Source organism: Confluentibacter flavum (genome assembly GCF_002843175.1).
Lineage (GTDB): Bacteria > Bacteroidota > Bacteroidia > Flavobacteriales > Flavobacteriaceae > Confluentibacter > Confluentibacter flavum.
In genome coordinates this window covers 1-22,693 of record NZ_PJEO01000012.1, presented here as the reverse complement: position 1 = coordinate 22,693, position 22,693 = coordinate 1, and the positions used below count along the sequence as shown (strand labels likewise).

The following is a 22,693-nucleotide window of genomic DNA, read 5'->3' as shown; positions in this document are numbered from 1 at the left end:
CGCTGTTGATATATATAATACCCTTGAGACCAAATAGAATACTATTCAAATTGCATTTTTTTTTAAAATAATTATTTTATGGTATTTTAGAAAGTGAAGTATTTAAGTAAACTAACGATTGCAATAAGTGAAAGAGATAAATAAGAGATATTATTTTGGTAATATTAAATAGGTGGTTTTTATCATTAATTTATTTTTTATTCAATTAATAAATAGATTCCGCAAAACCATTGCTATGAAAATGCCCGCGCAGAAAGGGTTAACGGAATTCTTAAAGATGAATTTTACCTTGACCATCCCGATAGCTATCGGGACTTTACAAATATCGCTCACGCGAACAGAGCTACAAAAAATGCAATTAATCTATACAATCAAATAAGATTGCACTTATATTTGGATTTTAAAACACCTAATTATGTGCACCAAAATGCAGCTTAATTTTAAGTATTAACCTGTAGCCGTATTTCAGAACGAGACATTCCCCTCATCATGGAATTTGTTGACGAATAGTATTATAAGATATTAAATAATTAATTCAAGTTGCTAGTTAATTGATTTGCTTAATTGCAATCCGAAAACAAATAAGGTTAATTTTATTAGAAAGCCATCCAAAGTCACAGCATGTATGGTTCTTGGGAAAAGCTTTTTGATGTCGCTGATTGTTGTTTCCACTCTTTTTCTCATTTTTAGTTTCTCGTTTTTCTGCTCTAAAGTATCCATCCTTTTAGAATTTGATTTTCTTTGAATCTTTAAAAGCACACATTTCCTTTCAAAAGCAGCATCTTCTAGGGCATAATCCAAATAGGCGCTATCCCCATAAATTGATGCCTCGCAAGGTAATTTATCTATCATTTTTCCTAAAGCCTTTGCATCAGCGGTTTTCCCGGGCGTAAAATGGAACGCTATCGGAATACCGTTCTTTGTTGTTACCAATTGCACTTTGACACCATAAAAATAGCTCTTCATACTTGCCGTGTAACCGCGCCATTTTTTATCCTTGAGCATTTTACAATTTACAATCCTCATGTTGTTGCATACCGCAACTGGAAAGGAATCGATTATATATTGCATTTCGCAACAGATGTCTTTAAAATAGGAACTTACAATCTCAAATAATTCATAAAGAAGCTTTCCTACCTTATGGAGACGCCTATTAAACCTGCTTTTATCCAACATATTGGGGATAAACCCATACTGCTTCATAAACTGCATGGCAGAGGAGTGGTTCCCGTAAAAACTCGTGGACGAAACAATTGCAGTCAAGATAACCTCACTGTCACTTACCTGTCTTCTAATATCTTCTTTGTGCTCAATTCCTTATAGAATATCATCGATTAAACAAAAAATTGAGATAATTTTGTCTTTGCAAAGCATTGGTTTTGTTTATTGGTCAGCAAAACAAATTTACTTAACCTTTGCTTTGTGTTTTTTATACTTAAACTAGCAACTTGAATTATTTAGATTAGTGTTAAATCTTTATTTCAAAAAGGGTAGCACTGAAAATTGGTCATCGTTATTAAGGTGTGTTTTATGGTTTTCTCAATACCTGTTAGTATAAAAATATCTAATTCTACAAGTACGTCCTATGCTTCTTTCATCTTTTGTTTCGGTTATGCGTATTTCTAATAAATGTTCATTACTAGATAATCCAGTTGCCAAGGTATAATACCAAGGGAGATGTAAGTGCATACTCCATTTGGTAAATAAGTTTAATGTAGTCCATTCCTTTTTATCAACCCTATATTCTATGACCCCAGCATCCGGCCCAGCAGCAACAGCAATGCCAACAGAATTGCCTTCAAATTTTAGCTTTAAAGCTTTACCTGGATAGTTACCTATTAGCATGGGAGAGTTTACATAATTTGGTCTTGTATTGGCTCCATCTTTAGGTTTCCACAAAGAATCTATAATCCAACTTTTATTAAGCTTTGCAGCAGTGATGTCTAGTAAATATCCGTTGTCATAAGAATAGTCATCAATTTTGATAGGAAGATTATAAGATAATATTTTATCATCAGAGTCTATATGGCTGGAATAAGCATTGTTAAGAAATTGCACCATTGAATTTGCATAAATCCCCTGTCCAAAGGGAGAAGGATGAATATTCTTGAAATCATTATTCCATGTAAATTCATTATTATTTATTCTGTCTGTGACTTCTTTAGCAAGATTGATAATTGGGATGTTATAATGTTTAGCTACTTTATTGTGATTACTAATGACGTCAGGTTCAATGCTATTACTATATGATGCGATTTTATCAGGATCAACAAAATGCATCATTACAATATCAATTTCAGAATTTGATTTTCGTAAATGTCTCACAATACCTTCCATACCCCTAATCTGTTCTATTTTGGTCCTCCCATTAGATGCATCATTAACAGCAGCCTCTTCAAACAGAAGATCTACTTTACCATGTGACAAAACATCACGTTCGAGTCTGAAGGCGGCAGGGGTTGTGCCCATTGATGGAATGCCAGCTGCAATAAATTCAAACGTTGTTTCTGGGAATCGCTTAACCAGATAATTACATATGCTATCTCGCCAACCTGAATTATGAGTTATTGACCCCCCCAGAAAAGCTACTCTCCCCGTTTTATTTCGTTCAAATTTGATTTGTGAATTTTTAAGCCCACTACCTTCCTGATGATAATTTGAGGCATCAAGAGGGAGATTATTTAGTGAATGATATTTTATAAAATCAGCAACAAGTCGTGGCGTTTCAATGGGGAAATGGTGTCCTTCTAACTCTTGAATTCCTTTAGTGCAAGTTACTACGGATGCATTACCACCCAGTTTTAAGTATTTATTTATTAGAGGGAACGTATTTTCATCAACTGGAACGATTTTGTCTTTTAAGCCAATCATATGCAATATCGGAACTTTAGCTTCTGCCAAAGCTTCTAGACTATCAATAGGATTATTAGAGTATAACTTTGCTTCATCATCAGAAACAAAACCATATTCTTCTTTCAGCTTTTTCCAATCATTTAAGCTCCCTTCACTTTCACCAAAACCTGCCGGCCAACTTTTGAAATCACAAACTGGAGCCTCTGCATAAATGCATGCCACTTTCTCTAGGTTTTTCTTTGCCCAATTGTAAACAAATAATCCTCCTCTACTTACGCCAATTAAAGCAACTTTTTCTTGCAGTTTGTAATCTGTAATTAGAAAATCATAAAAGTCATCCCAGATTTTTATTGCTGACGGGCTACCATATTTGTCATTCGTATTAATATATGCAAGGTGAAAACCTTCCGATACTAATATACTATCTGCATCAGTATGCCAATCAGGAAATCGAGCTCGCCAAATCCACGGATTACCAGAAAGAGGATGACTGGGAACAATTAATCTAGCATCTCTTTGTTTATATTTAAAATCATATCGTTTAAACCCTTTCCAAAGGGATTCTTTTCTCCCATTTTCAACGATTGAATCAATATCTATCTGTGCAAAAATTGAAAGATTTGATAAAAAAAACACAATAATAATGTTTCTAATGTTTCTATTCATAATTAATAGTTTGTGAGTTCAATGCTCTGTAACCCGTAAAGCATAAGAATAGTGACGTTTTGTGTCCGAGGATTTTCCGAAGGAAAATTAGAGTGACCAAATGCGTACTAACTCTTGATTAAGGAGTAAACTAAACATTATTTTTATACAACTTAAAAACAGGTTTTATTTTAAACTTAAATTCATAATTCTGCAATGGCAATTGAAATTCTTCATATGGTCTAGCACCCCATGAATTATCTCCTCCTACACACATTTGTTTTAAATCTGTGTGAATATATACACCATCCTTTTTTACAATATCATTAATATGCTTAAAATCCTTTTGATTGTCTTGGTAAAAATCTTCCATTGGATTGTGTAATGTTGAAAACCCTAATAACGGATCGCCACTAATACGCATACCAACAGCATTTTGGTTGCAAGTCCACCCCTATTAGAAATCTCACCTCTCACTATACACCATACAAAGAAAAATGCTTATCGTAAATTGAAATAAACACTTAAAGATGAATATTACCTATTATTGTTTATTTGAGGTTCTGTTCTTTAAATAGCATAATTTCAAAAAATCTCCGCCAAGATTTTGCATCATTTTTTTAACAGTAAAAAACTGTATCTAGACTTTAAAAAAAACTTTAGTGATCACTTAATTTTAGACAACAAACTAGATAATCAAAAACAAAAACCCTTTAAAATGATCTGTTGATTTTATTTTTATGTTTTTTATAGGTTTGTTTAAAGATTACCACTGTTATAATCAGTTTATTTTTTGTTCAATAGGTAAATCGCTTCTGCAAATTTTTCGCCTAAATCTATGTAACCAGCACTGTTGTAGTGATACGCATCATGATAATTGTAGCCTTCTGTACTTCTTACAATCACAGCGTTTTGGTCAGTTCGCACATATTTTTCTTGTGCATACTGAACTATTTCACCGTGCTTCCACACTTTTCCTTCTTTGTTGTTTCCTGAGTCTGATATTTTACCAATAACTATAGGTAAATCATCTTGATGGAACGCTGCACGTACTAGATTCATCAGGCGTATTAAATTCTCATAATAACGATTGGCGATTTCTTCTGTGAATCCTGCATCACTTTCACCTTGCATCCATATAATTCCTGATGGAATCAAATAATCTTCAATTCCATCATTATCAATATCTCTGTCGTCAAATGCCAAGCGTACTGTCCTTAAAAAATGGTCGTATTGATTGATCCCGTTTGTGCCTCTATAATCTGGCTCCAAAGAGCCCCATTTTCCAGCGGCTAAGCTATCAATAGAAATACCGCCTCTACAGTATTTGATTATTGCAATTTTCTCGTTTGGATAATATTCCCGTATTTTTTTCGCAAAAGAAAGTTCAACCCCGAAGTATTCGGACAAGTTATTTTCTTTTCCATTGGAAGTGAATTTCCAACCATGACCTGGAGTTATTTCAGTCCATATACCTAATCCACCACTTTCATTTTCATCTGGGGCAGGATTACCCTGAAAAATCCATACATTATTGAAATTAGAGGTGATTGAATCTGGTAATTCAGAATTCTTGCCGAACCCACTCATGTTTGATTGACCACCTAAATAGAAGACTCTAATTGAATCTCTTTCAATTTTCTGACAAATCCCGAATAAGGGTAGAAGTAATGTGATAAAAGTTAATGCTGTTCGATTCATATTTTTTTAATTGGTTACAACGGCTCGAATATGGGGCGGCATTTCAAAACCCCATAGTATCAAACTGCTATATATCTATTAATTGTTCTCATTTTCAAAATTTATACTATCTACCAAGTTACCTATACTTTTTGTTGTGCCTAGCTTTTATTTAAACAATTCTTTTTTTAATTGTGAGTAAATTAGGCTCGTATCACTATGAATTTTCATTTCTTGAATCATTTCTTTTTTCATTTTGAGATAATTTGAAGAATACTCTTTCTGATCAAATAAATTAGTTTTCTCAAAAGGGTCTTGTTCCAAGTTGAAAAACTGCGAATTCCGTTCTCCTTTTACAAAATATTCAATCAGTTTGAAATTTCCTTTTCGATAGGCTCTCATAAATTCTTTATAACCATACGTCATACTTTTTCGGGCTGATTTATCAGCATTCTTTACTGATGCGTTAAAACTTTGTCCCTGAACAGTTTTTGGGCTTTTTATATTAACTAACTCGCAAAGTGTAGGGAATATATCAAACAGATAAAGAAACGCTTCTCTCTTTTCATTTTCTGGTATTCCTGGACCTGATATTATAAATGGGACTCCAATGCTGTGCTCATATAGATTTTGCTTACCCATTAAGCCATGTTGTCCAACTGCCAATCCATTATCACCAGAGAAAACTATTATGGTATTTTCATATTCTCCAGATTCTTTTAGTGCCATAATTATTCTCCCAATTTGAGCATCCATGTGGGTAATCATTGCATAATAATCCCGTAAATGAATTTTTACTTCTTGTTTAGTTCTTGGAAAACCTGCTAGCATTTCATCTCTTATTTTAAACTCCCCAAAATCCCATGGATGTTCTGGTAAAAAATTTGGTGGTATTGATATGGATGAAGTATCATACATTTGTTCGTATTCTTTCGGCATAGAACGGGGGTCATGCGGTGCTGTGAAGGAGACATAAGCAAAGAAAGGCTTATTATTATCGTGACTTCTTAAAAAATCAATAGCTGCATCGGCAAATAGTTCGCTTGAATGCTTTCCTTGTATTATATGATCACAATTCTCTATATAATCTATGTTATTATTACTACCTGGTTTTTTAATGAATGGTATTTTCTTATCATACTTTCCTGTGCTATCGAAATGAAAGACAGGAACATTCCAATGGTCGCACATACCACCAAAGAATATCTCATCGCCATCAGAAAATCCCCTTGCAAACACAGCCTTTCCATTATGCTGTTTCCCTGTTCCAAAAGTTGTATATCCAGCTTTCCTAAAAGTTTCGGGCATGGATTCCGTGTTTTCTAAAATTGGTGATTCCCAACCCTGTGTCTCAATACCATACAAATGACGCCCAGTCATAAGCATAGCTCTACTTGGGGAACAAACAGCTGCGCTAGAGCCACCCATAATGTAGGCATTCGTAAAACTTACTCCTTTGTTAGCTAATTTATCAAGATTTGGTGTGATAATTTCTTGGTTCCCTAATGCATTTATTGTTCCTGAGCGTTGGTCATCTGCAAATAAGAATAGAATATTGGGTTTCTTATTCTCCATTGTTGTTTTTTGTTTTGCTTGTTGGCATGAGGATAAAAGGAATATCATCAATAAAGTTGATAACCCATTAATACTTATTTTAAAATTATTCTTCATAGTTAATTATTTAATATCTTATAATACTATTCGTCAACAAATTCCATGATGAGGGGAATGTCTCTAACAGTTTTGAGACCTCTTGAATAGTTGGTACACCTAAAAAATTCTTTGATTTTTGGAAATATGCCACAATTTGTTCCACTTCTTCTTCAGAACATTCCCTCCTTATATATTTATTAAATAATTCTTTGATTTCAATTGATTCCATTTATTCTAATACAGTTGATATACATAATACCCTTGAAACCAAATAGAATACTATTCAGATTGCAAGTTTTTTTATAATAATTATTTTATGGTATTTTAGAAAGTGAAGTATTTAAGTAAACTAACGATTGCAATAAGTGAAAGAGATAAATAAGAGATATTATTTTGGAAATATTAAATAGTTGGTTTTTATCATTAATTTATTTTTTATTCAATTCATAAATAGATTCCGCAAATTTTTCTCCCAAGTCTATATATCCATTGTATATACTCTCGCTTTAAATGAATATTCGATTTGTTTCCGATAGTCAAATCGAAGCGAAAGTCAGTGCTAATGAACTATCAATGTAGTGAAAAAATTAATAACTTTTGAGGTAACCCAATAGGTAAGCTCCCAATTGATTTTAAAGCTAATCTTATGACATCAAAAAAAATGCAAATAATGGATTTTCATTAAATTAGCTATTTTTTGATATCTATTGATACACTAAAAAGTCTGGATGACAGGACTCTTAACATCCAAACGAAGTTAGTAGCATAATATCCCAAGTCTGCAGTACCAAAAATTTAGCCAGATCCTCATTTCTTTCTTTTTATGATAAGTCAAAATACCTCAAAGCATAAATTCATAAAATTTATTGACAAAAGACACTAAATAAAAGCAACCATTATTTGAATTTGAAAACAGGACTATTCTGTACCTATTCTGTACCCATTGCAAAAAAGAAAGGCTCCACATTTCTGTGAAGCCTTGTCTTTGCTAGTAGCGGGAACTGGACTCGAACCAGTGACCTTCGGGTTATGAGGTTACAAAAAAACAATAAACGAGCAAAACTTAATATAAGATATTTGACATTAATAAAGTTAAGGTGGGTTTTAATTATTTAAAAGTTAATCACCCTATCTAGGGCATCATCTGTATCTTTTTTCATAAAACTAGACTGATATGTAATGGTTGTGGTAATGGAAGAATGGCGATATAACTTTTGAAGCATTTGAATAGGAATCTTATCTCCAGATATATTTCCAAAACTATGCCGAGCTATATGCATGCTTAACTTCTTATCTATTTTCAAATGCTTTGCTACCAATTCTAATCTCCTGTTGAGGGTTCTAGTTGCTGTTTTCATTCTGGTTAAAACCTCTTTAGCATCTTTAAAGTTTGTTCCCCTTAAATAAGGAAAAATCAAGTCATTTTTACTAAGCCCAGATTCTTTATATAGGTCTAGTATTGCCTTAGCCTTTTGTGGAACTTTTAGGGAAACCACTTTTTGATTTTTATTCATTCTATATAATAACCTACCATCTTTAAAATCAGACCATCGTAATTGCAAAACATCACTTACTCTTATGCCTGCAAAATAAAAACTAGTTAACCACACATTAATCGCATTCTGCTGTGCATCGGTTAAATTGTTAGCACTTTCAAGCATTTTGACTTCTTCAATAGACAAACCTACTTTATCTGATTCAGGAATCCGAATTTGAATTTTTCCTTTACCAAATGGATAATTACTCTGCTCTGCCAAACCATCAGAAATAGCAAGATTATAAATCTGGCGAATCAGTATCATATAATTTATTGCCGTTCTTGGTTTTCTTTTCTCCTGATTGAGTATATGACTTTCAAAATTTTTTAACAAGAAAACAGTTATTTCTTTAAAATGAAGTGTATCCTTATCAACAAATTTTTTAAATTTTCCAATTCTGCCTTTCTGGGTTAGATATTGCGAGTATTTTTCTGCATTCTCTAAATTTTCAAGATGCAATTCTGCTATATCAAAAAAATCCTTTTTATCATTTCCTTTGACGTTTTCTCTAACATGTGATGCTGAAATGGAATCTTCATTAATTTCGGCTTCTAATAGTTTATCATTAGCTTGAGCAAGCTTTTTTAATATCAAATAATTTATCCGAGAAGCATTAGGGTGCGATTTCTTAACCCTCCTATTTCTGACATCCCAAAACTTTTCATCTATATATTGACCAGTAGAAATAAAGGAGGTCCTCCTATCCTTGGTTATTCGAATGGTTACTGGATATAAATTTTGGGTATTCTTTTTTTTTCGTAAAACTGCTTGAACTGTTGCCATATTTTTATCTTGAATATAAAGATACAAAATTTGGGTACAACATAGGTACAACATTTTTTGATTTTAAACGATATTAATTGATTTTAAACGATATTTAAAAATGTGTAATTCATTCATTTTCAATTGTTTTAGTGTATTTTGACACTCAATTGTATATTTTCATAACCCGGAGGTCGGGGGATCGTGCCCCCCTCTCGCTACAACTAAAAAAGGCTTAAAGAAATTTCTCTAAGCCTTTTTTAGTTTCTATAAATTGACACCAATCGATTTATTAAGATACTTAGTTAGGAAATAGACTTTTATCTAAACCTGGCACAATTCTTAGAGCATTTTTATAATACACCTTTTTCAATACCTCATCAGGTAAGTCTAGCCCATACATAGGCCAAAAAGCATGGTATTTTTTATGATATGGAAAATATTCGTCTGCACTTTCCAACACCCTAAAATAGGTTGGAAATTCTTCTGGCACCCAACTGTCTTTACCAAAAAGAATGCGGTCTTGATATTTTATAAAAAAAGCTTTTGCAAATCTTGGTTGCCTACCAAATTCGGCTATAACCGCTGCAATCCCAACATTCATATTAGGAATTTCGTCTAACAATTCACCTAATTTTCCTAGGTTATTGGCATACCACCCCATATGAGCATTTATAAAGGTTGTATTCGGGTGGTTCCTGAACATGTTATGCTGCTCTTCCATAATCTGCTCCCAAGGTGCAGGATCTGCACCACTTCGTTTTCTTCTCGGATGTGTCTTAAGTTCCAGCCATCGTTCGTTATCGCCATCAAACTCGTCCCAAAACGATTTTGGATCTGCGGAATGGATAAGCACAGGAATCCCGAGTTCGGCACAAGTTTCCCAAATGGGATTCAAGCGGGGATCGTTGACCGGTATCCGATTACCATCCGCATCTTTATCGTTCATACCCAACCCTTTGTAGACTTTTAAGCCCCTTGCGCCATTTTTTACGTCTTCTTTTAATTGCGCTACGGCCTTTTCAGCCCATCCTTCTTCCCCTACACCATTAAAATTGACATTCGCAAATACCACAAAACGTTTTGGGTAATGATCTACAATATTCTTAACGGCTTTGCTTAGGTTTTCGCCCGATCTACCACTTAAATTGACCATAATTTGAAGGTTCAAAGTATCCATTGCTGCTATAACAGGCGATAAATCTTGATTTGCCATATTGTATTGATGCCCATGCACATCAATAAACGGAAATTTAGCCCGGTTAATGATTTTTCCTGGCACAACTAATGTTGAGGTGGGATTGTAATCTTCAAAAGAAATGTCTTGAGCATGGATTGTTATGGATAAAAGGAGCAATAATAAAGTGGGAATTCTGTATCTCATAATTTATGGGTGATTAAAGTCTAAAATTAATTATCTCTTCAAAATGATTGCAGAATTTAAGAAGGGTTTAACAATAAGTTCCATACCCACTACCTACTTATTGGAATATTATTAAAGATGAAATTGGAAAAGGACAAGGCAGTGAGCTAAAGACTGAAAAAAATGGAAGAATGAAATTTTGCGCATTGCATTCTTCTTCAACCTTATGTGTAAATAATTTTTCAATGTTTAAACAAAATTTTAGAGACATATCTTTTTGAAAAAATTCAAATTTTACAGAAGCTGTTTTTGAAAAAATATTACCTACATGTATTAGTACCCCCGATCTTAAGTTTTATTTAGAAAACTCACATGCAATCATTGGAATAGAAAGCAAATTTATAGAGTACTTAACTTCAAGGATGGAACATACAAAAGAAAATCAAGGTACTAAAAACAAAAAGACCTTTCAAAAAATTGAAAGGTCTTCTTTTATTATATAATCTATTATTTGTTCTTTAATTTGATAAAGAACGTTCATTTATTTTAAGGTACATCCCAGAATACCCTAGCAGTTAGTGAATCATAGTTTCCGGTAATTCCCATAGCTGTTCTAGCTGCTGCATAAGCTTCTGGATTAGAACCACTTTCTTGGGTTGGATAAGGTACCCTTCTCACAAAGCCGCCGTTTAAGTTATTATTAAACATATTTGGACTTAATGCTGGCCAGCCAGTTCTTCTAAAGTTAGACCATCCTTCTAAAGGGTTATTAATATTTGACACCCAATATTCTGTATTAATTAGTCTAAGTGCATCAGTGGCATTATATACTACTGCAGTACCTGCTATATAATCATCTTGGGCTGAAGTAGAAATCGCACCATAACCTCCAGGATACAATGCATATTGATCCATACTTGCTCTAATACCTGCTTCATATAAGGCTTGAGCATTACCAGTAATCCATCCTCTAAATGCAGCCTCGGCCAACAATAATTTGGTTTGGGAATTTGTGAGGAAAAATCTTGGCGCTTGAACACTAGTCAAGGCAAAACTGTTTAACTGAGAATAATCCAAACCGCCTCCTTTAAGTCCAGGAAAATCTGGTAATGCAGCAGCTGTTACATCACTATGCCCCACAGGAAAACCTTGCTGTTCAGACAATGTGGTATCAGGTGGTGATTGCAAAACAATATTCGGATCAGGATACTTTCCAGCTACATAAGGAGAACGTGGATCTTCAGTCAACTGATATTGATCTATTAAAGGCTCTGACAAATAGTAAAAACGAGGATTATTGCTACTAATACCATTATTCATACCATTGCTGTAAAACTCATTGTAGAATAACACAGCATCGTCATCATTAGTTTGCATAACGCCTCCGGCAAATGCTTCAGACACAATACTAGTAGCTTTGGTTGCATTTAACTTAGAATAACGCATGCCCAATCTCAACAATAACGAATTACCAAATTTTCTCCATTTGGCAACATCACCTCCGTAAATAAGATCACCAACTACTGGTGGGTTACTGTTGTTCAATTTAGCCACAGCATCTTTTATTTCGGCATACAAATCATCATAGATAGCTGTATCATTATCATAACTTGGAGTGAAGTTTCCATCTAAATAAGCTCTACCTGCCTCACTATATGGCACATCCCCATGGGTATCAACCAAATTCATAAAGATAAGCGCTTTCCATAAACGCATCGCACTTCTTAAATTTAAAGTGCTTGGGTCGTTATCCATGAGCTCCAGTGCTTGCACAAGGTTTTTTACTTCACCTCCATAAGTACCCCATCGCATTTGGTTGAAGTTATTATTGTTTTCATTAAACTGAAATCCAGAAGTTGCTCCTAAATCGTAAGCATTTTGAAAATACTGAACAATGGTAGCTTCTCCTTCCCAAGATCCAAAATCCAATCCTTGAATTGTATTAGCGAAAATAAATTCTGGGTCGAGTCCATTAATTGCATAAGGGTTTGTGTTTAATTCTTCAAAACCCTTATCACATCCCGCAAATACCAGTATGGCACAACACGAAATAATTATACTCTTTATTGTTTTCATAAATTTTTTTTTTAAAATTTAACATTTATACTGAAAGTAAAGTCTCTAGTAGTAGGCAATGTAGTTTGCTCATAACCAACCCTAGAATCCTGTGAGGAAGCAAAAGCTTCTGGATCTAAATCCGGTATATCTTTGGAAAGAAGAGCCACATTACGACAAGATGCAGATAATATTAAACCTTTTATGAAGTTATCTTTATTATTTCTTAAAACACTACCTAAATCGTATGATAAAGAAATATTTCTCAACCTAACAAAATCTGATTTAAATATAAATGGATCTCCAATTTGGTTGTTTCTAAAACCAGCATAGTATGTCGCTAAGTTTGATGGCGCTGGCGCAGGTGTATCTGTCCCTTGGATAACTGCATCTGGAATTGGCGCAGTACCATCGCGTCCAACCAAAGATGCTTTTGTGATCCCCTGTCTTAAACCATTAAGCGCTGTAGAAGATATTATTCTACCACCCGTTTTAAAGTCGAAGAATACACCTAAAGTTAAATTTTTGTATCTAAAAGTATTGGTCCAACCACCAGTCCATTTTGGTAATGCACTACCAAAATATCTATAATCACTAGGCGATGTAGCTATAACAAATCCATTATTATTCACTTGAATTCTTCCTTGCGCATCTCTTTCATACGTTCTTGCTGCCAATTGGTTCAACGGTAATCCTACTTCATAGTAAAGACGACCTAAGAATTCATTACCACCATACTCAGCAACCAAGAATTGATCAGAAGTTGGTGATAATTTTAACACCTCTGATTCGTTAAATGCTGCATTAAAATTACTGCTCCAGGTAAAGTCATCCGTTTGAACAGGTGTAACATCCAATAAAAACTCAAAACCACGGTTTCTTAAAGAAGCTAAGTTTTGAGGTGTTGATGTATAACCAGACGTTGGAGAAATACCAACATTCAATATTTGATCTGTAGTAGTTTTTTCATATACAGCCATATCAATAGTTACACGGCTTTTAAACATTCTCAATTCCAAGCCTAGTTCTTTTTCAGTAATTGTAAATGGTTTAATATTAGGGTTCGGAGAAGAACCTCCAGCAATAGCTCCTAATTTTTGACCATCAAAAGCGTTGGCATTAAGATTATAAAGCAGGTTTCCACTAAAAGCACCAACACCATCAGCCTTACCTACCTCTGCCCAAGTACCTCTTAACTTACCATAAGTTAACCACTCGGCATCCAATAATTCCGAGAAAATAAAGCTACCTCCAACAGATGGATACAAATAACTATTATTATCTGGATTTAATACAGAGAACCAATCATTTCTGACCGTAGCGTTTATGAACAAAATATCTTTGTATCCAAAATCCGCAAAGCTATACAACGAATTGATTTGCGATCTTCCAAATCCGTACCCATTTCTTAATTGTACACCATTACCAATTGAGTAAAGGTCCCTGATCACGAAATCGTTAACACCTGCACTTACCGTTTGATCTTTAACTTTGAAGATATTACCACCAACACTTAATTCAGCAGAAAAATCTCCAAATTCTTTGTTCGCACCTATTAAGAAATCGGCATTTAAATCTGTACCCTTGCTGTTACTTACATCATAAGTACCATTAAAACCTCCCGTACTATTGTCTATAGGGTTACTGGTACCTACACCGGTAGGGGATCCATTGTTCTCATTAAAACTAGCTGAATAGTCATAATTTATCCTACCCATTGCATACAACCAATCTGTAAACTGATATTTCAAGGAAATAGTAGCTAATAAACGATCTCTGGTATCTAAATAGAATACACGAGGGTTTAAATAATAAGGATTCAATAATGTTCCTTGGAATCCAGAAGTTACCCTTTCTGTAGTTGTATTTGGATCATAGGCACTATCTCTAAACGCACTTAACGGAATAGATGTAGCCATCCTATGCAAGAAATTAGCCGCGCCTGGTCCTTGCTGACCAATTTGTGGTGGATTATCCATATTCTCGTGAGAATAATTTGTATTTATAGATAATGTCAACTTTTCGGTGATGTTATGGTTTAAACCTAAATTGACTACTTTTCTGGTAAATTCATTTATAGGATCTATACCTTCATTGTGTGTATGCGAAAAAGAAGCCCTAAAACTACCATTAGCACCACCACCAGATAAAGCAATGGAATTAGTTAGGGCAGTACCAGTTCTGTAATATCCTTTAATTCTGTCAGGACCATAGGCCGAATAAGGTGCAAACGAACCATCAAATAATATTTGTGGTGCACCATCCAATTTTTCACCCCAGCTAAACTGACCTGTTCCAGCAGCTTGACCTTGTGTTGCCGGTCTTACACCATTGGTACCTTGACCGTATTCTTGTTGGTAATCAGTATAATCCAATACCGTTTGAGCAGTCATGCTAGAAGATAACTCCACGCCAATCCCTTGGTTTTTTGCTCCACTTTTTGTAGTAATGATGATGGCTCCGTTAGCTGCTCTTGCTCCATAAAGTGCTGCTGCAGTAGCTCCCTTTAAAACAGTCATGCTTTCAACATCATCTGGATTGAAAATAGTCATGTTGTCACCACGGTCACGGCTATTTCCTCCACTAGCACCTCGGTTACCTTGGCTCATAGGAAGACCATTAACTACAATAAGCGGTGCATTATCTACACCGTTAAATCCTGATTGACCCCGTAAACGTATCTTGGTACTACCACCAGCACCTGAAGATGGGGGTGAAATATCCAAACCAGCTATTTTACCTTGAACTGACTGCATAACGTTGGTCGTTCTGTTGGTTGATAGATTTTCTACATCAACAGATTGTTGGGCATACCCCAGTCTTTTAGACTCCTTTCTGATACCTAAAGCAGTTACTACAACCTCATCAAGAGCAGAAGCACTTTCATTTAAGGTAACATTTATTACGGTTTTACCTTCAACTAACACTTCTTTGGTTTCATAACCAATGTATGAAAATGTTAAAGTAGCATTGCTTTGGCCTCCAATTTGAAGTTGGTATTGACCATCAAAATCTGTCACAGTACCTGTGCTAGTGTTTTTTAACAACACATTCACACCTAATAATGGTACTCCGTTAGCATCCGTTACTTTTCCTGTAACTGTTTGCGCTTGTGCAAAACCAAATACGCCAAGCATCATAATACTAAACATAATTGTTCGAAGCAAGATTGCGTTTCGCATCAATCGCCTCGGACTACAATAAATTGTAAATTTACTCTCCATTGATTTAATTGTTTTTAAATTAGTTAATAAAAATTTAGTTAAAAATATAGTTGATATTAAATGATAATTAGAATTTGCTAAAAAGAGAAAAGGTTGAAATCAAGATACATATTATAACAAGACTGCTAAATTTATTAAAATTGATTATTACGGTAAATAGGTGTAAAAAGATTTTTAAATAACTTGGATATTATTGTGATAAAAAAACTTTACATTTACTTTTAAGCCCTATTTTTTTGACAAAAAAACACCGAATCTTAAATTAATTAGGTGACTTTTTTATAGTAATTTTTTAACCATTCCTTACTTCTTTGAAATTTTTATGACCATTTAATTTATCGAACTTACAATTTTTTTTTCTTTAAAAAAAAATTTAAAGTGTTTTTTTAACACCAAATAAGAAATGTGTTTTTAATGAATATCATAATATTTTGGCATTTTATTATTTATTATGATTTTTTTCCTACTTATTTTTTAAAATATCAAAATGCATATTAAAAAAATTTATGGCCTTCAAAACATTGTTCTTAGCATAGGTCATGGTACCTTAAAGCATTTATTGTCATGAAAGCAGGTTGTTTAATTCTACTATTTAAAAAGAGTGTGGATAATTGGATATAAGAATGTATATCCTGTGAATTCAAAAATATATTTTTATGGTTTATAAAATGATAAATGTCATCTTTCAAATAGATGGCTTAGTTTATCATGAATACTTTATAATTTGGGAATTGTACATAAAGGAATCTTGCCAACGCTCAAAACGGTCATCAAATTTGGTTGAAAAAATAAGATATTGGCATTTGTCTATACTTTCTGGAGTTCTTGTCACTTCAGCAAAATGGTTGTTTCGAAACAAAAATTCGGCATCTTCAACAATACATAGCTGTAACTCATTCAAATTAATACCATTTAAATAGAATATTCTATTTAACCTTTTGGGTGTTGCTATGACGATGTCTGTTCCCAAATAAATTTCCTCACGTTGCAATTCCATATTATGTTCTTCATAAGCACAATAGATTCGCAAATCGGTTCCTTTAGTGTATTCCTTAAATTCAGCTTCTAGGTTTAGTGCAGCTTGCTTATCTTTTACAAAAATCAATGCTCGTGGAGCGTCTTCAAAAGCTTCACCATTTAATTTATTAATGACACTTATAATCAAACTTGTGGTTTTCCCACTTCCTTGTGGTGCTATAACAAACAAATTTGTCCCTCCTTTTATTTTTGAAAGTATTAATTTTTGCAAAGGTAACATGCCTGCATATCCTTTAGCCTTTAGTGTTTCCTGTAGAGGTTCTATTAATTTTTTAAATGACATTCAATTATTCTATAATTTAATAAAGTGCAAAGATAACTTTTTAAAACTCTAATCCGTTTCTTGTAAATCTATGTGTTCATATAGATTCATAATTATTTATAGTATGTACTTCAAAACAAAAAGCGCCCATTTCTGAACGCTTCTTCATAAATATGTGTATTGGTCTTAGAACTGTAAATCTGCTACTAAATCAAATTCATCGTAGATTACTTGATCTTGTAAGTTGTCAAAGAAACTACCAGATCTAAACTTGATGTCGTAAAGTGTTCTATCTACTTTTAAATTAGCTGTTGCTTTGCTTCCATAAACAGATATTTTAAATGTATTAGGTTTTGTAATACCTTTAATAGTTAAATCGCCAGTTACTGTATAGGTATTTTTTCCAGTTGATTCGATTGATTTGAATACCAAGGTTGATGTTGGGTATTTATCTACACCGAAGAAATCTTCAGATTTCAAATGACCTTCCAATCTATCTTTCATGCCACCTTGAGCATCTAAGCTTACCAACGTCGGCATATCTACCACAAATTCGCCTCCTGTTAGTTTATCTCCTTCAAAAGTTAACGACCCAGATTTAATGTTTATCGTACCATCATGCGATCCAGTGAATTTATAGCCTTTCCAAACTAATTTACTTTGATCGGTTTTAATTTCTTTTTTTTCAGCAGTGATAGCCATAAAAGATAATGTTGTAAAAGCTACTAAAGCCACAATTGCCAAATTTTTAATTGTTTTTCTCATGTTTTAATTTTTTTGTTGTTTTTAGGTTTTTAATGATGTTTGATTATGTTGTTTTTAATATTGAAAATACTTATCAAAAACTGTGCTAATTTTACAATGCAAAGTTCTAATAACGTACGAATATAGAAAATAATCTAAATTATTAAATTATGTTAACTTAGTTTAACATTTTAATCCTCAGTAAGTAACTGGCTTTTTATTTTACTCAAAAATTCTTTAGTGATACCCAAATAAGAGGCCACCATGTATTGAGGGATACGTTGTTCTATCTGAGGATATTGATCTCTAAAATAAACATATCTATCCTTGGCAGTCATACTTAAATTTCTAACAATGCGTTTTTGTGACGCTATAAACGCCTTTTCAATGATTTGTCTAAAAAAACGCTCCAGTTTAGGAATATGTTGATATACATCTTCAATAACATCATAGGGGAACATTATTAATTCTGTATTTTCTAAAAATTGAATATTGAAATCCGCTGGAGTTTGATTAATATAACTACTCATATCCGATGTCCACCAATCTTCTATCGAAAACATCATAATATGTTCTTGGCCTTCCTCATCCATATAAAATGTTTTTGTACAGCCAGAAATAACAAAACACGAAAATTTGCATACATCGCCTTGTTGAACCAAATATTGTCCTTTTAAATATTTTCTATAAATAACTTTGGAAACAAGAAAATCCGTTTCCTCATGTGTTAAGGAAACATACTTATTGATATACTTTAAAAGGGGTTCTATTTTCATTTAATTTATAAGTAACGCTCCATAATGATATCAATATGCCACTTATTATGCCCTATGATATTGAAAGCAGCCGCTCTAGCAGATAGGGGATTTCCATTTACAATACCTATAAATTTTAAATTGGCGTCGTTCAAACTATTCAGCAACACTATGGAACTTTCCCTGACTGCTTTAAACTCTTCCATTAAAGCTTCAAGACTTTTTTTATCGGCTTGTGAAGGCCATATATAATCGTCTTGATCAAATCCCGACAACGGCGTTTTATCGTGTCTTGCTATTCTAAAGCAACGGTATATAAAAATACGTTCGGTATCTATGATATGCTGAAAAACCTCTTTAAGGCTCCACTTACCTTCTGCATATCTATAATCCAATTTATCTGATGGCATAGATTGATATAACTCCAAAACAGCACTAAAATCGTCTTTAAAACTTTTTATAAGTTCGGCATCTTGAGGAAGCTTTTCCAAATATCTAACATTATTTTGGCTGTATTCTTGTGGTTGTACATCTGATAGTTTCATATGTAAATATTTATTGTTTTTTAATGGTCATATGTTATCGCTTTATTTAGTAGGTGTTTACTTCATTAAACTTAATTTTTATTAGTTCAGTGATGTCACAAACCTATTGTTAATGGCGATTTCATAACTGATTTAAATTTTAGCTTGATAGGTATATAAATCGTAATAACGCCCTTGCAGGGCAATCAATTCATCATGTGTGCCACGTTCGGCTATGTTGCCAGCTTCAATGACCAAAATTTGGTCGGCTTTTCTAATAGTGCTTAACCTGTGCGCAATGACGATTGTGGTTCTGTCTTTCATTAATTCTGATAAACTTTTTTGAATCAATCCTTCACTTTCAGTATCTAAATTAGAGGTTGCTTCATCTAAAATAATAATTTTCGGATTTGCCAAAATAGCTCTGGCGATGGCTAAACGCTGACGCTGTCCGCCAGAAAGCTTCACACCTCTCTCCCCTATTAACGTATCCAAACCGTCATCAAAACGATCTGTGAATTCGTTGACGTAAGCTGCTTTTACGGCATTTTGTAAATCGGCTTCACTGGCATCGGGCCTTGGAAATAATATATTATCTCGAATGGTGCCTTCAAATAAAAATTCATCTTGAAGCACCACGCCTAAATATTGACGGTAGCTACTCAATTTCACTTTAGATAAATCTTGATTATCGATAGTGACTTTGCCTGATTTCGGAGTTAAAAATGTAGCCGATAATCCCGCCATGGTCGATTTACCAGAACCGGAACTCCCAACCAAAGCCGTAACCGAGCCAGCTGGTGCTTTAAAGTTAATGTGATGCAATACTTCTTTTCCAGCTTCATAAGAGAAGGATACATCCTTAAATTCGATGTCGCCTTTTAAAGTTTCTAAGGTGATGGTTCTTTCTTCGTTATCTTCTTCGGCAGTCATATTCATAAGTTCTTCGGTTCTATCTAAACCAGCAAACGCTTCTGTTAGTTGGCTTCCAATATTACTCATCTGCACAATAGGTGCAATCATAAATCCCAACAACAGCGTGAAGAATAAAAAATCACCCGTAGTCATATCCCCTTGCATCATATAATAACCACCAATACCCATAATCCCTGTGGTAGCAATACCTATTAAAAATGTGGAAGAACTAGTCATTAATGCGGTTGCTGTTAAACTCTTTTTTACATTTTGATATAATCTGTCAACACCTTTTTCAAAAGTCACGTTCTCTTGCTCTTCGGCATTAAACGCTTTAATGACGCGAACGCCTGCTAAGGTTTCTGTAAGTCGACCAGTCACTTCAGCATTAATTTTTCCTCTAGTTCTAAAAATAGGCCGAATATACCCAAAAGCCTTTAGTGCAATAAACCCGAAAATAGCAATGGGCACAAGTACAAACAAGGTCATAGACGGACTAATTCTAATTAACAACACTAAAGAAATAATGGCTGTAATAGTACCACCTACCATTTGAACCAGTCCCGTACCAATTAGGTTCCGCACACCCTCAACATCTGTCATAATACGAGAGACTAATGCTCCTGATTTAGTATTATCAAAAAAGCTGATGGGCAATGACAAAACTTTTTTCTGTACTTGAGTACGCAACTCACTTATTAAATACTGTGCTTGGACACTCAATATGCGTGTTAGTAAAAATGACGTGGCTGCCTGCACCACAATAGCGGCAATTACAATACCTATTAAATTATAGAGCTGGGCATAGTCTTTATTTGGCACTACATCATCTAACAAAACCTTACTTTGCCATGGTAAAATTAAACCTGCCAAACTTTTTATAACTATAAGAATCAAACCAATAAACACCAAATTTCGCCTTGGCCAAATGATGGTTTTAAAGGCCGTAGCCATGGTTACTTTTTGATTGGTTTTACTTTTATGTGAATCTGATTTTTTTAGATGTTGCATGAATTATTTTTATTGGTTGGAATAGTCTGCTAAAATAACCATTCTTTACAACCAATTACATCTTAATTTATTATTGAGTTTAATATTATATTCAAGCTGGTATGACGCAACCTATTCAAAAGTATAACATCTAAATAAAAAACAAAATTATGAATTATAGAATTTTATTGGCGCTAGTATTATCTCTTAGTATTTCCGCTTGTAGCAAAAATGATGATGACAACAACGTTACAGACTGTGAATTGACAACATTAATTAGTTCAGAAGCATATGAAGATGCCCCTTCTGACTTCCTAACAATTAATAGTTTGGAAATAAACGACAACTGTCTGAAAATTAACTTTAGTTCGGGAGGATGTAATGGTAATACTTGGGAAATAAAACTAATTGACTCTGAAGAGATTTCAGAATCACTACCTGCTCAAAGAAATTTAAGATTATCATTAAAGAATGAGGAATTATGTTATGCATATGTCACAAAAGAATTGACTTTTGATATTTCAAACCTAAGAGTGAACGGTAATCAGGTACAACTTAACATAACCAACTTTGGTGGCACTATACTCTATGAGTATTAAAGACATGGCCGCATGTTTAAAAATAAGTTATTGGTTCACAAACGCTCTGAAATTTTTTAATAAATAACGTGAGTTCGACGTAAAAAAGTTGATTTATTTATAATAAAAAAGCGAAAAATTTAGTAAATTAAAGTTCTGAATTTCAATTATATAACTAAATATTTCGCTATGATTTCCGATTCTAAAATTACTGAAATTTTCTGTTCTATTGATGATTTTTGTCTTGAATTTGTCCCTTTTTGGCAAAAAAGCCTACTGGCCAATGGAAAAAAGCGCACCAGAGCTTCAAAAATGGGCCTCTCTGAAGTAATGACCATTCAAGTGCTTTTCCATTTATCCGGGTATAAAACCTTCAAGGATTTTTATATAGGCTATGTCTCAAAACATCTAACCAGTTATTTTCCAAACCTGGTATCCTATAATCGTATGGTGGAACTCAAAGGGCAAAGCTTTATGCCCCTGGCTATTTACCTCAAAGTTTGTGGATTGGCAAATTGTACGGGGATTAGTTTTATAGATTCTACGCCCCTAAGGGTTTGTGACAAGCGAAGAATTAACCAACATAGGGTATTCAAGGATTTGGCACAAAGGGGACAATGTTCCCTGGGTTGGTTCTATGGTTTCAAATTGCACATAATCACCAATGACCAAGGCGGTATCATTGATTTTATGATAACTAAAGGCAATGTGGATGATAGAAAACCTTTACGCTTCAAAGCCTTTGTTAAAAAGCTGTTTGGGAAGCTCTTTGGTGACAAAGGCTACATCTCCAAAGATCTATTTACTGAGTTGTTCTATAATGGAGTGCATCTGGTAACCAAGCTTAAAAAGAACATGAAAACAAAACTATTGACCCCTGTGCAAGATGCTTATCATTTAAGAAAAAGGGCCATTATCGAAACTATTTTTGACCAACTCAAGAACATTTGCCAAGTTGAACATTCTAGACATAGAAGCGTAACCAACTACTTCAATAATATTTTTGCCTCACTTATTGCCTATAATTTTAAAGATAGAAAACCTTCTTTAAAAAACAACTTCGTCGATACAAAGCAACTGTATTTAACTTTATAATTACATCGAACTCACGTTA

At 33.8% G+C, this 22,693-nt stretch carries 17 protein-coding genes; 3 read left to right on the top strand and 14 right to left on the bottom strand.

What is annotated here, in order from left to right:
- Positions 1–216 precede the first annotated feature (216 nt).
- Positions 217–438, top strand: a complete 222-nt coding sequence (locus CSW08_RS18495) for an integrase core domain-containing protein (protein ID WP_106658352.1) — start codon at positions 217–219, stop codon at positions 436–438.
- A 105-nt stretch (positions 439–543) separates the two neighbouring features.
- Here CSW08_RS18495 and CSW08_RS02580 read toward each other — a convergent pair whose 3' ends face one another.
- The 14 genes from CSW08_RS02580 to CSW08_RS02515 form a co-directional block, all read right to left on the bottom strand.
- Positions 544–1,314 carry an IS982 family transposase gene (locus CSW08_RS02580; protein ID WP_449394041.1) on the bottom strand — a complete coding sequence of 257 codons (771 nt, stop codon included), beginning with the start codon at positions 1,312–1,314 and terminating at the stop codon, positions 544–546.
- Between the two features lie 225 nt (positions 1,315–1,539).
- Complete coding sequence (locus CSW08_RS02575; RefSeq protein ID WP_106658351.1) at positions 1,540–3,519, bottom strand: SGNH/GDSL hydrolase family protein; 1,980 nt, start codon at positions 3,517–3,519, stop codon at positions 1,540–1,542.
- Positions 3,520–3,649: 130 nt separating this feature from the next.
- Complete coding sequence (locus CSW08_RS02570) at positions 3,650–3,922, bottom strand: beta-galactosidase small subunit-related protein (protein ID WP_106658350.1); 273 nt, start codon at positions 3,920–3,922, stop codon at positions 3,650–3,652.
- Between the two features lie 362 nt (positions 3,923–4,284).
- A complete protein-coding gene (locus tag CSW08_RS02565) occupies positions 4,285–5,199 on the bottom strand; it encodes a sialate O-acetylesterase (RefSeq protein WP_106658349.1) in 915 nt (304 codons plus the stop codon).
- Positions 5,200–5,346: 147 nt separating this feature from the next.
- On the bottom strand, positions 5,347–6,849 hold the full coding sequence (locus tag CSW08_RS02560) for a sulfatase-like hydrolase/transferase (protein WP_106658348.1): 1,503 nt from the start codon (positions 6,847–6,849) through the stop codon (positions 5,347–5,349).
- A 1,094-nt stretch (positions 6,850–7,943) separates the two neighbouring features.
- On the bottom strand, positions 7,944–9,152 hold the full coding sequence (locus CSW08_RS02555; RefSeq protein ID WP_106658347.1) for a site-specific integrase: 1,209 nt from the start codon (positions 9,150–9,152) through the stop codon (positions 7,944–7,946).
- Between the two features lie 280 nt (positions 9,153–9,432).
- Entirely contained in the window at positions 9,433–10,515 is a 1,083-nt protein-coding gene (locus CSW08_RS02550; RefSeq protein ID WP_106658346.1) for an amidohydrolase family protein, read from the bottom strand.
- A gap of 525 nt (positions 10,516–11,040) precedes the next feature.
- Positions 11,041–12,570, bottom strand: a complete 1,530-nt coding sequence (locus CSW08_RS02545; protein WP_106658345.1) for a SusD/RagB family nutrient-binding outer membrane lipoprotein — start codon at positions 12,568–12,570, stop codon at positions 11,041–11,043.
- A gap of 11 nt (positions 12,571–12,581) precedes the next feature.
- Complete coding sequence (locus tag CSW08_RS02540; protein ID WP_157831416.1) at positions 12,582–15,689, bottom strand: SusC/RagA family TonB-linked outer membrane protein; 3,108 nt, start codon at positions 15,687–15,689, stop codon at positions 12,582–12,584.
- 790 nt (positions 15,690–16,479) lie between these two features.
- On the bottom strand, positions 16,480–17,094 hold the full coding sequence (locus CSW08_RS02535; RefSeq protein ID WP_106658343.1) for a DEAD/DEAH box helicase: 615 nt from the start codon (positions 17,092–17,094) through the stop codon (positions 16,480–16,482).
- A gap of 165 nt (positions 17,095–17,259) precedes the next feature.
- Positions 17,260–17,838, bottom strand: a complete 579-nt coding sequence (locus tag CSW08_RS02530) for a YceI family protein (RefSeq protein WP_106658342.1) — start codon at positions 17,836–17,838, stop codon at positions 17,260–17,262.
- A gap of 170 nt (positions 17,839–18,008) precedes the next feature.
- Positions 18,009–18,593 (bottom strand): Crp/Fnr family transcriptional regulator, encoded by a 585-nt coding sequence (locus CSW08_RS02525; protein ID WP_106658341.1) that lies wholly within the window; start codon positions 18,591–18,593, stop codon positions 18,009–18,011.
- Positions 18,594–18,598: 5 nt separating this feature from the next.
- Entirely contained in the window at positions 18,599–19,117 is a 519-nt protein-coding gene (locus CSW08_RS02520) for a DinB family protein (protein WP_106658340.1), read from the bottom strand.
- Between the two features lie 132 nt (positions 19,118–19,249).
- Positions 19,250–21,022 (bottom strand): ABC transporter ATP-binding protein, encoded by a 1,773-nt coding sequence (locus CSW08_RS02515; RefSeq protein ID WP_106658339.1) that lies wholly within the window; start codon positions 21,020–21,022, stop codon positions 19,250–19,252.
- A gap of 167 nt (positions 21,023–21,189) precedes the next feature.
- Here CSW08_RS02515 and CSW08_RS02510 point away from each other — a divergent pair, with 167 nt between their 5' ends.
- Together CSW08_RS02510 and CSW08_RS02505 are read left to right on the top strand one after the other, a co-directional pair.
- Positions 21,190–21,600, top strand: a complete 411-nt coding sequence (locus CSW08_RS02510; protein ID WP_157831415.1) for a hypothetical protein — start codon at positions 21,190–21,192, stop codon at positions 21,598–21,600.
- Between the two features lie 168 nt (positions 21,601–21,768).
- Complete coding sequence (locus CSW08_RS02505) at positions 21,769–22,674, top strand: IS982 family transposase (RefSeq protein WP_106657880.1); 906 nt, start codon at positions 21,769–21,771, stop codon at positions 22,672–22,674.
- Positions 22,675–22,693: the final 19 nt, after the last annotated feature.

What these genes read in the sequence shown, in the direction of transcription:
- CSW08_RS02575 (WP_106658351.1), bottom strand. Translation starts at nt 3,519, where the DNA reads ATGAATAGAAACATTAGAAACATTATTATTGTGTTTTTTTTATCAAAT.
- CSW08_RS02570 (WP_106658350.1), bottom strand. Translation starts at nt 3,922, where the DNA reads ATGCGTATTAGTGGCGATCCGTTATTAGGGTTTTCAACATTACACAAT.
- CSW08_RS02565 (WP_106658349.1), bottom strand. Translation starts at nt 5,199, where the DNA reads ATGAATCGAACAGCATTAACTTTTATCACATTACTTCTACCCTTATTC.
- CSW08_RS02560 (WP_106658348.1), bottom strand. Translation starts at nt 6,849, where the DNA reads ATGAAGAATAATTTTAAAATAAGTATTAATGGGTTATCAACTTTATTG.
- CSW08_RS02555 (WP_106658347.1), bottom strand. Translation starts at nt 9,152, where the DNA reads ATGGCAACAGTTCAAGCAGTTTTACGAAAAAAAAAGAATACCCAAAAT.
- CSW08_RS02550 (WP_106658346.1), bottom strand. Translation starts at nt 10,515, where the DNA reads ATGAGATACAGAATTCCCACTTTATTATTGCTCCTTTTATCCATAACA.
- CSW08_RS02545 (WP_106658345.1), bottom strand. Translation starts at nt 12,570, where the DNA reads ATGAAAACAATAAAGAGTATAATTATTTCGTGTTGTGCCATACTGGTA.
- CSW08_RS02540 (WP_157831416.1), bottom strand. Translation starts at nt 15,689, where the DNA reads ATGATGCTTGGCGTATTTGGTTTTGCACAAGCGCAAACAGTTACAGGA.
- CSW08_RS02535 (WP_106658343.1), bottom strand. Translation starts at nt 17,094, where the DNA reads ATGTCATTTAAAAAATTAATAGAACCTCTACAGGAAACACTAAAGGCT.
- CSW08_RS02530 (WP_106658342.1), bottom strand. Translation starts at nt 17,838, where the DNA reads ATGAGAAAAACAATTAAAAATTTGGCAATTGTGGCTTTAGTAGCTTTT.
- CSW08_RS02525 (WP_106658341.1), bottom strand. Translation starts at nt 18,593, where the DNA reads ATGAAAATAGAACCCCTTTTAAAGTATATCAATAAGTATGTTTCCTTA.
- CSW08_RS02520 (WP_106658340.1), bottom strand. Translation starts at nt 19,117, where the DNA reads ATGAAACTATCAGATGTACAACCACAAGAATACAGCCAAAATAATGTT.
- CSW08_RS02515 (WP_106658339.1), bottom strand. Translation starts at nt 21,022, where the DNA reads ATGCAACATCTAAAAAAATCAGATTCACATAAAAGTAAAACCAATCAA.
- CSW08_RS02505 (WP_106657880.1), top strand. Translation starts at nt 21,769, where the DNA reads ATGATTTCCGATTCTAAAATTACTGAAATTTTCTGTTCTATTGATGAT.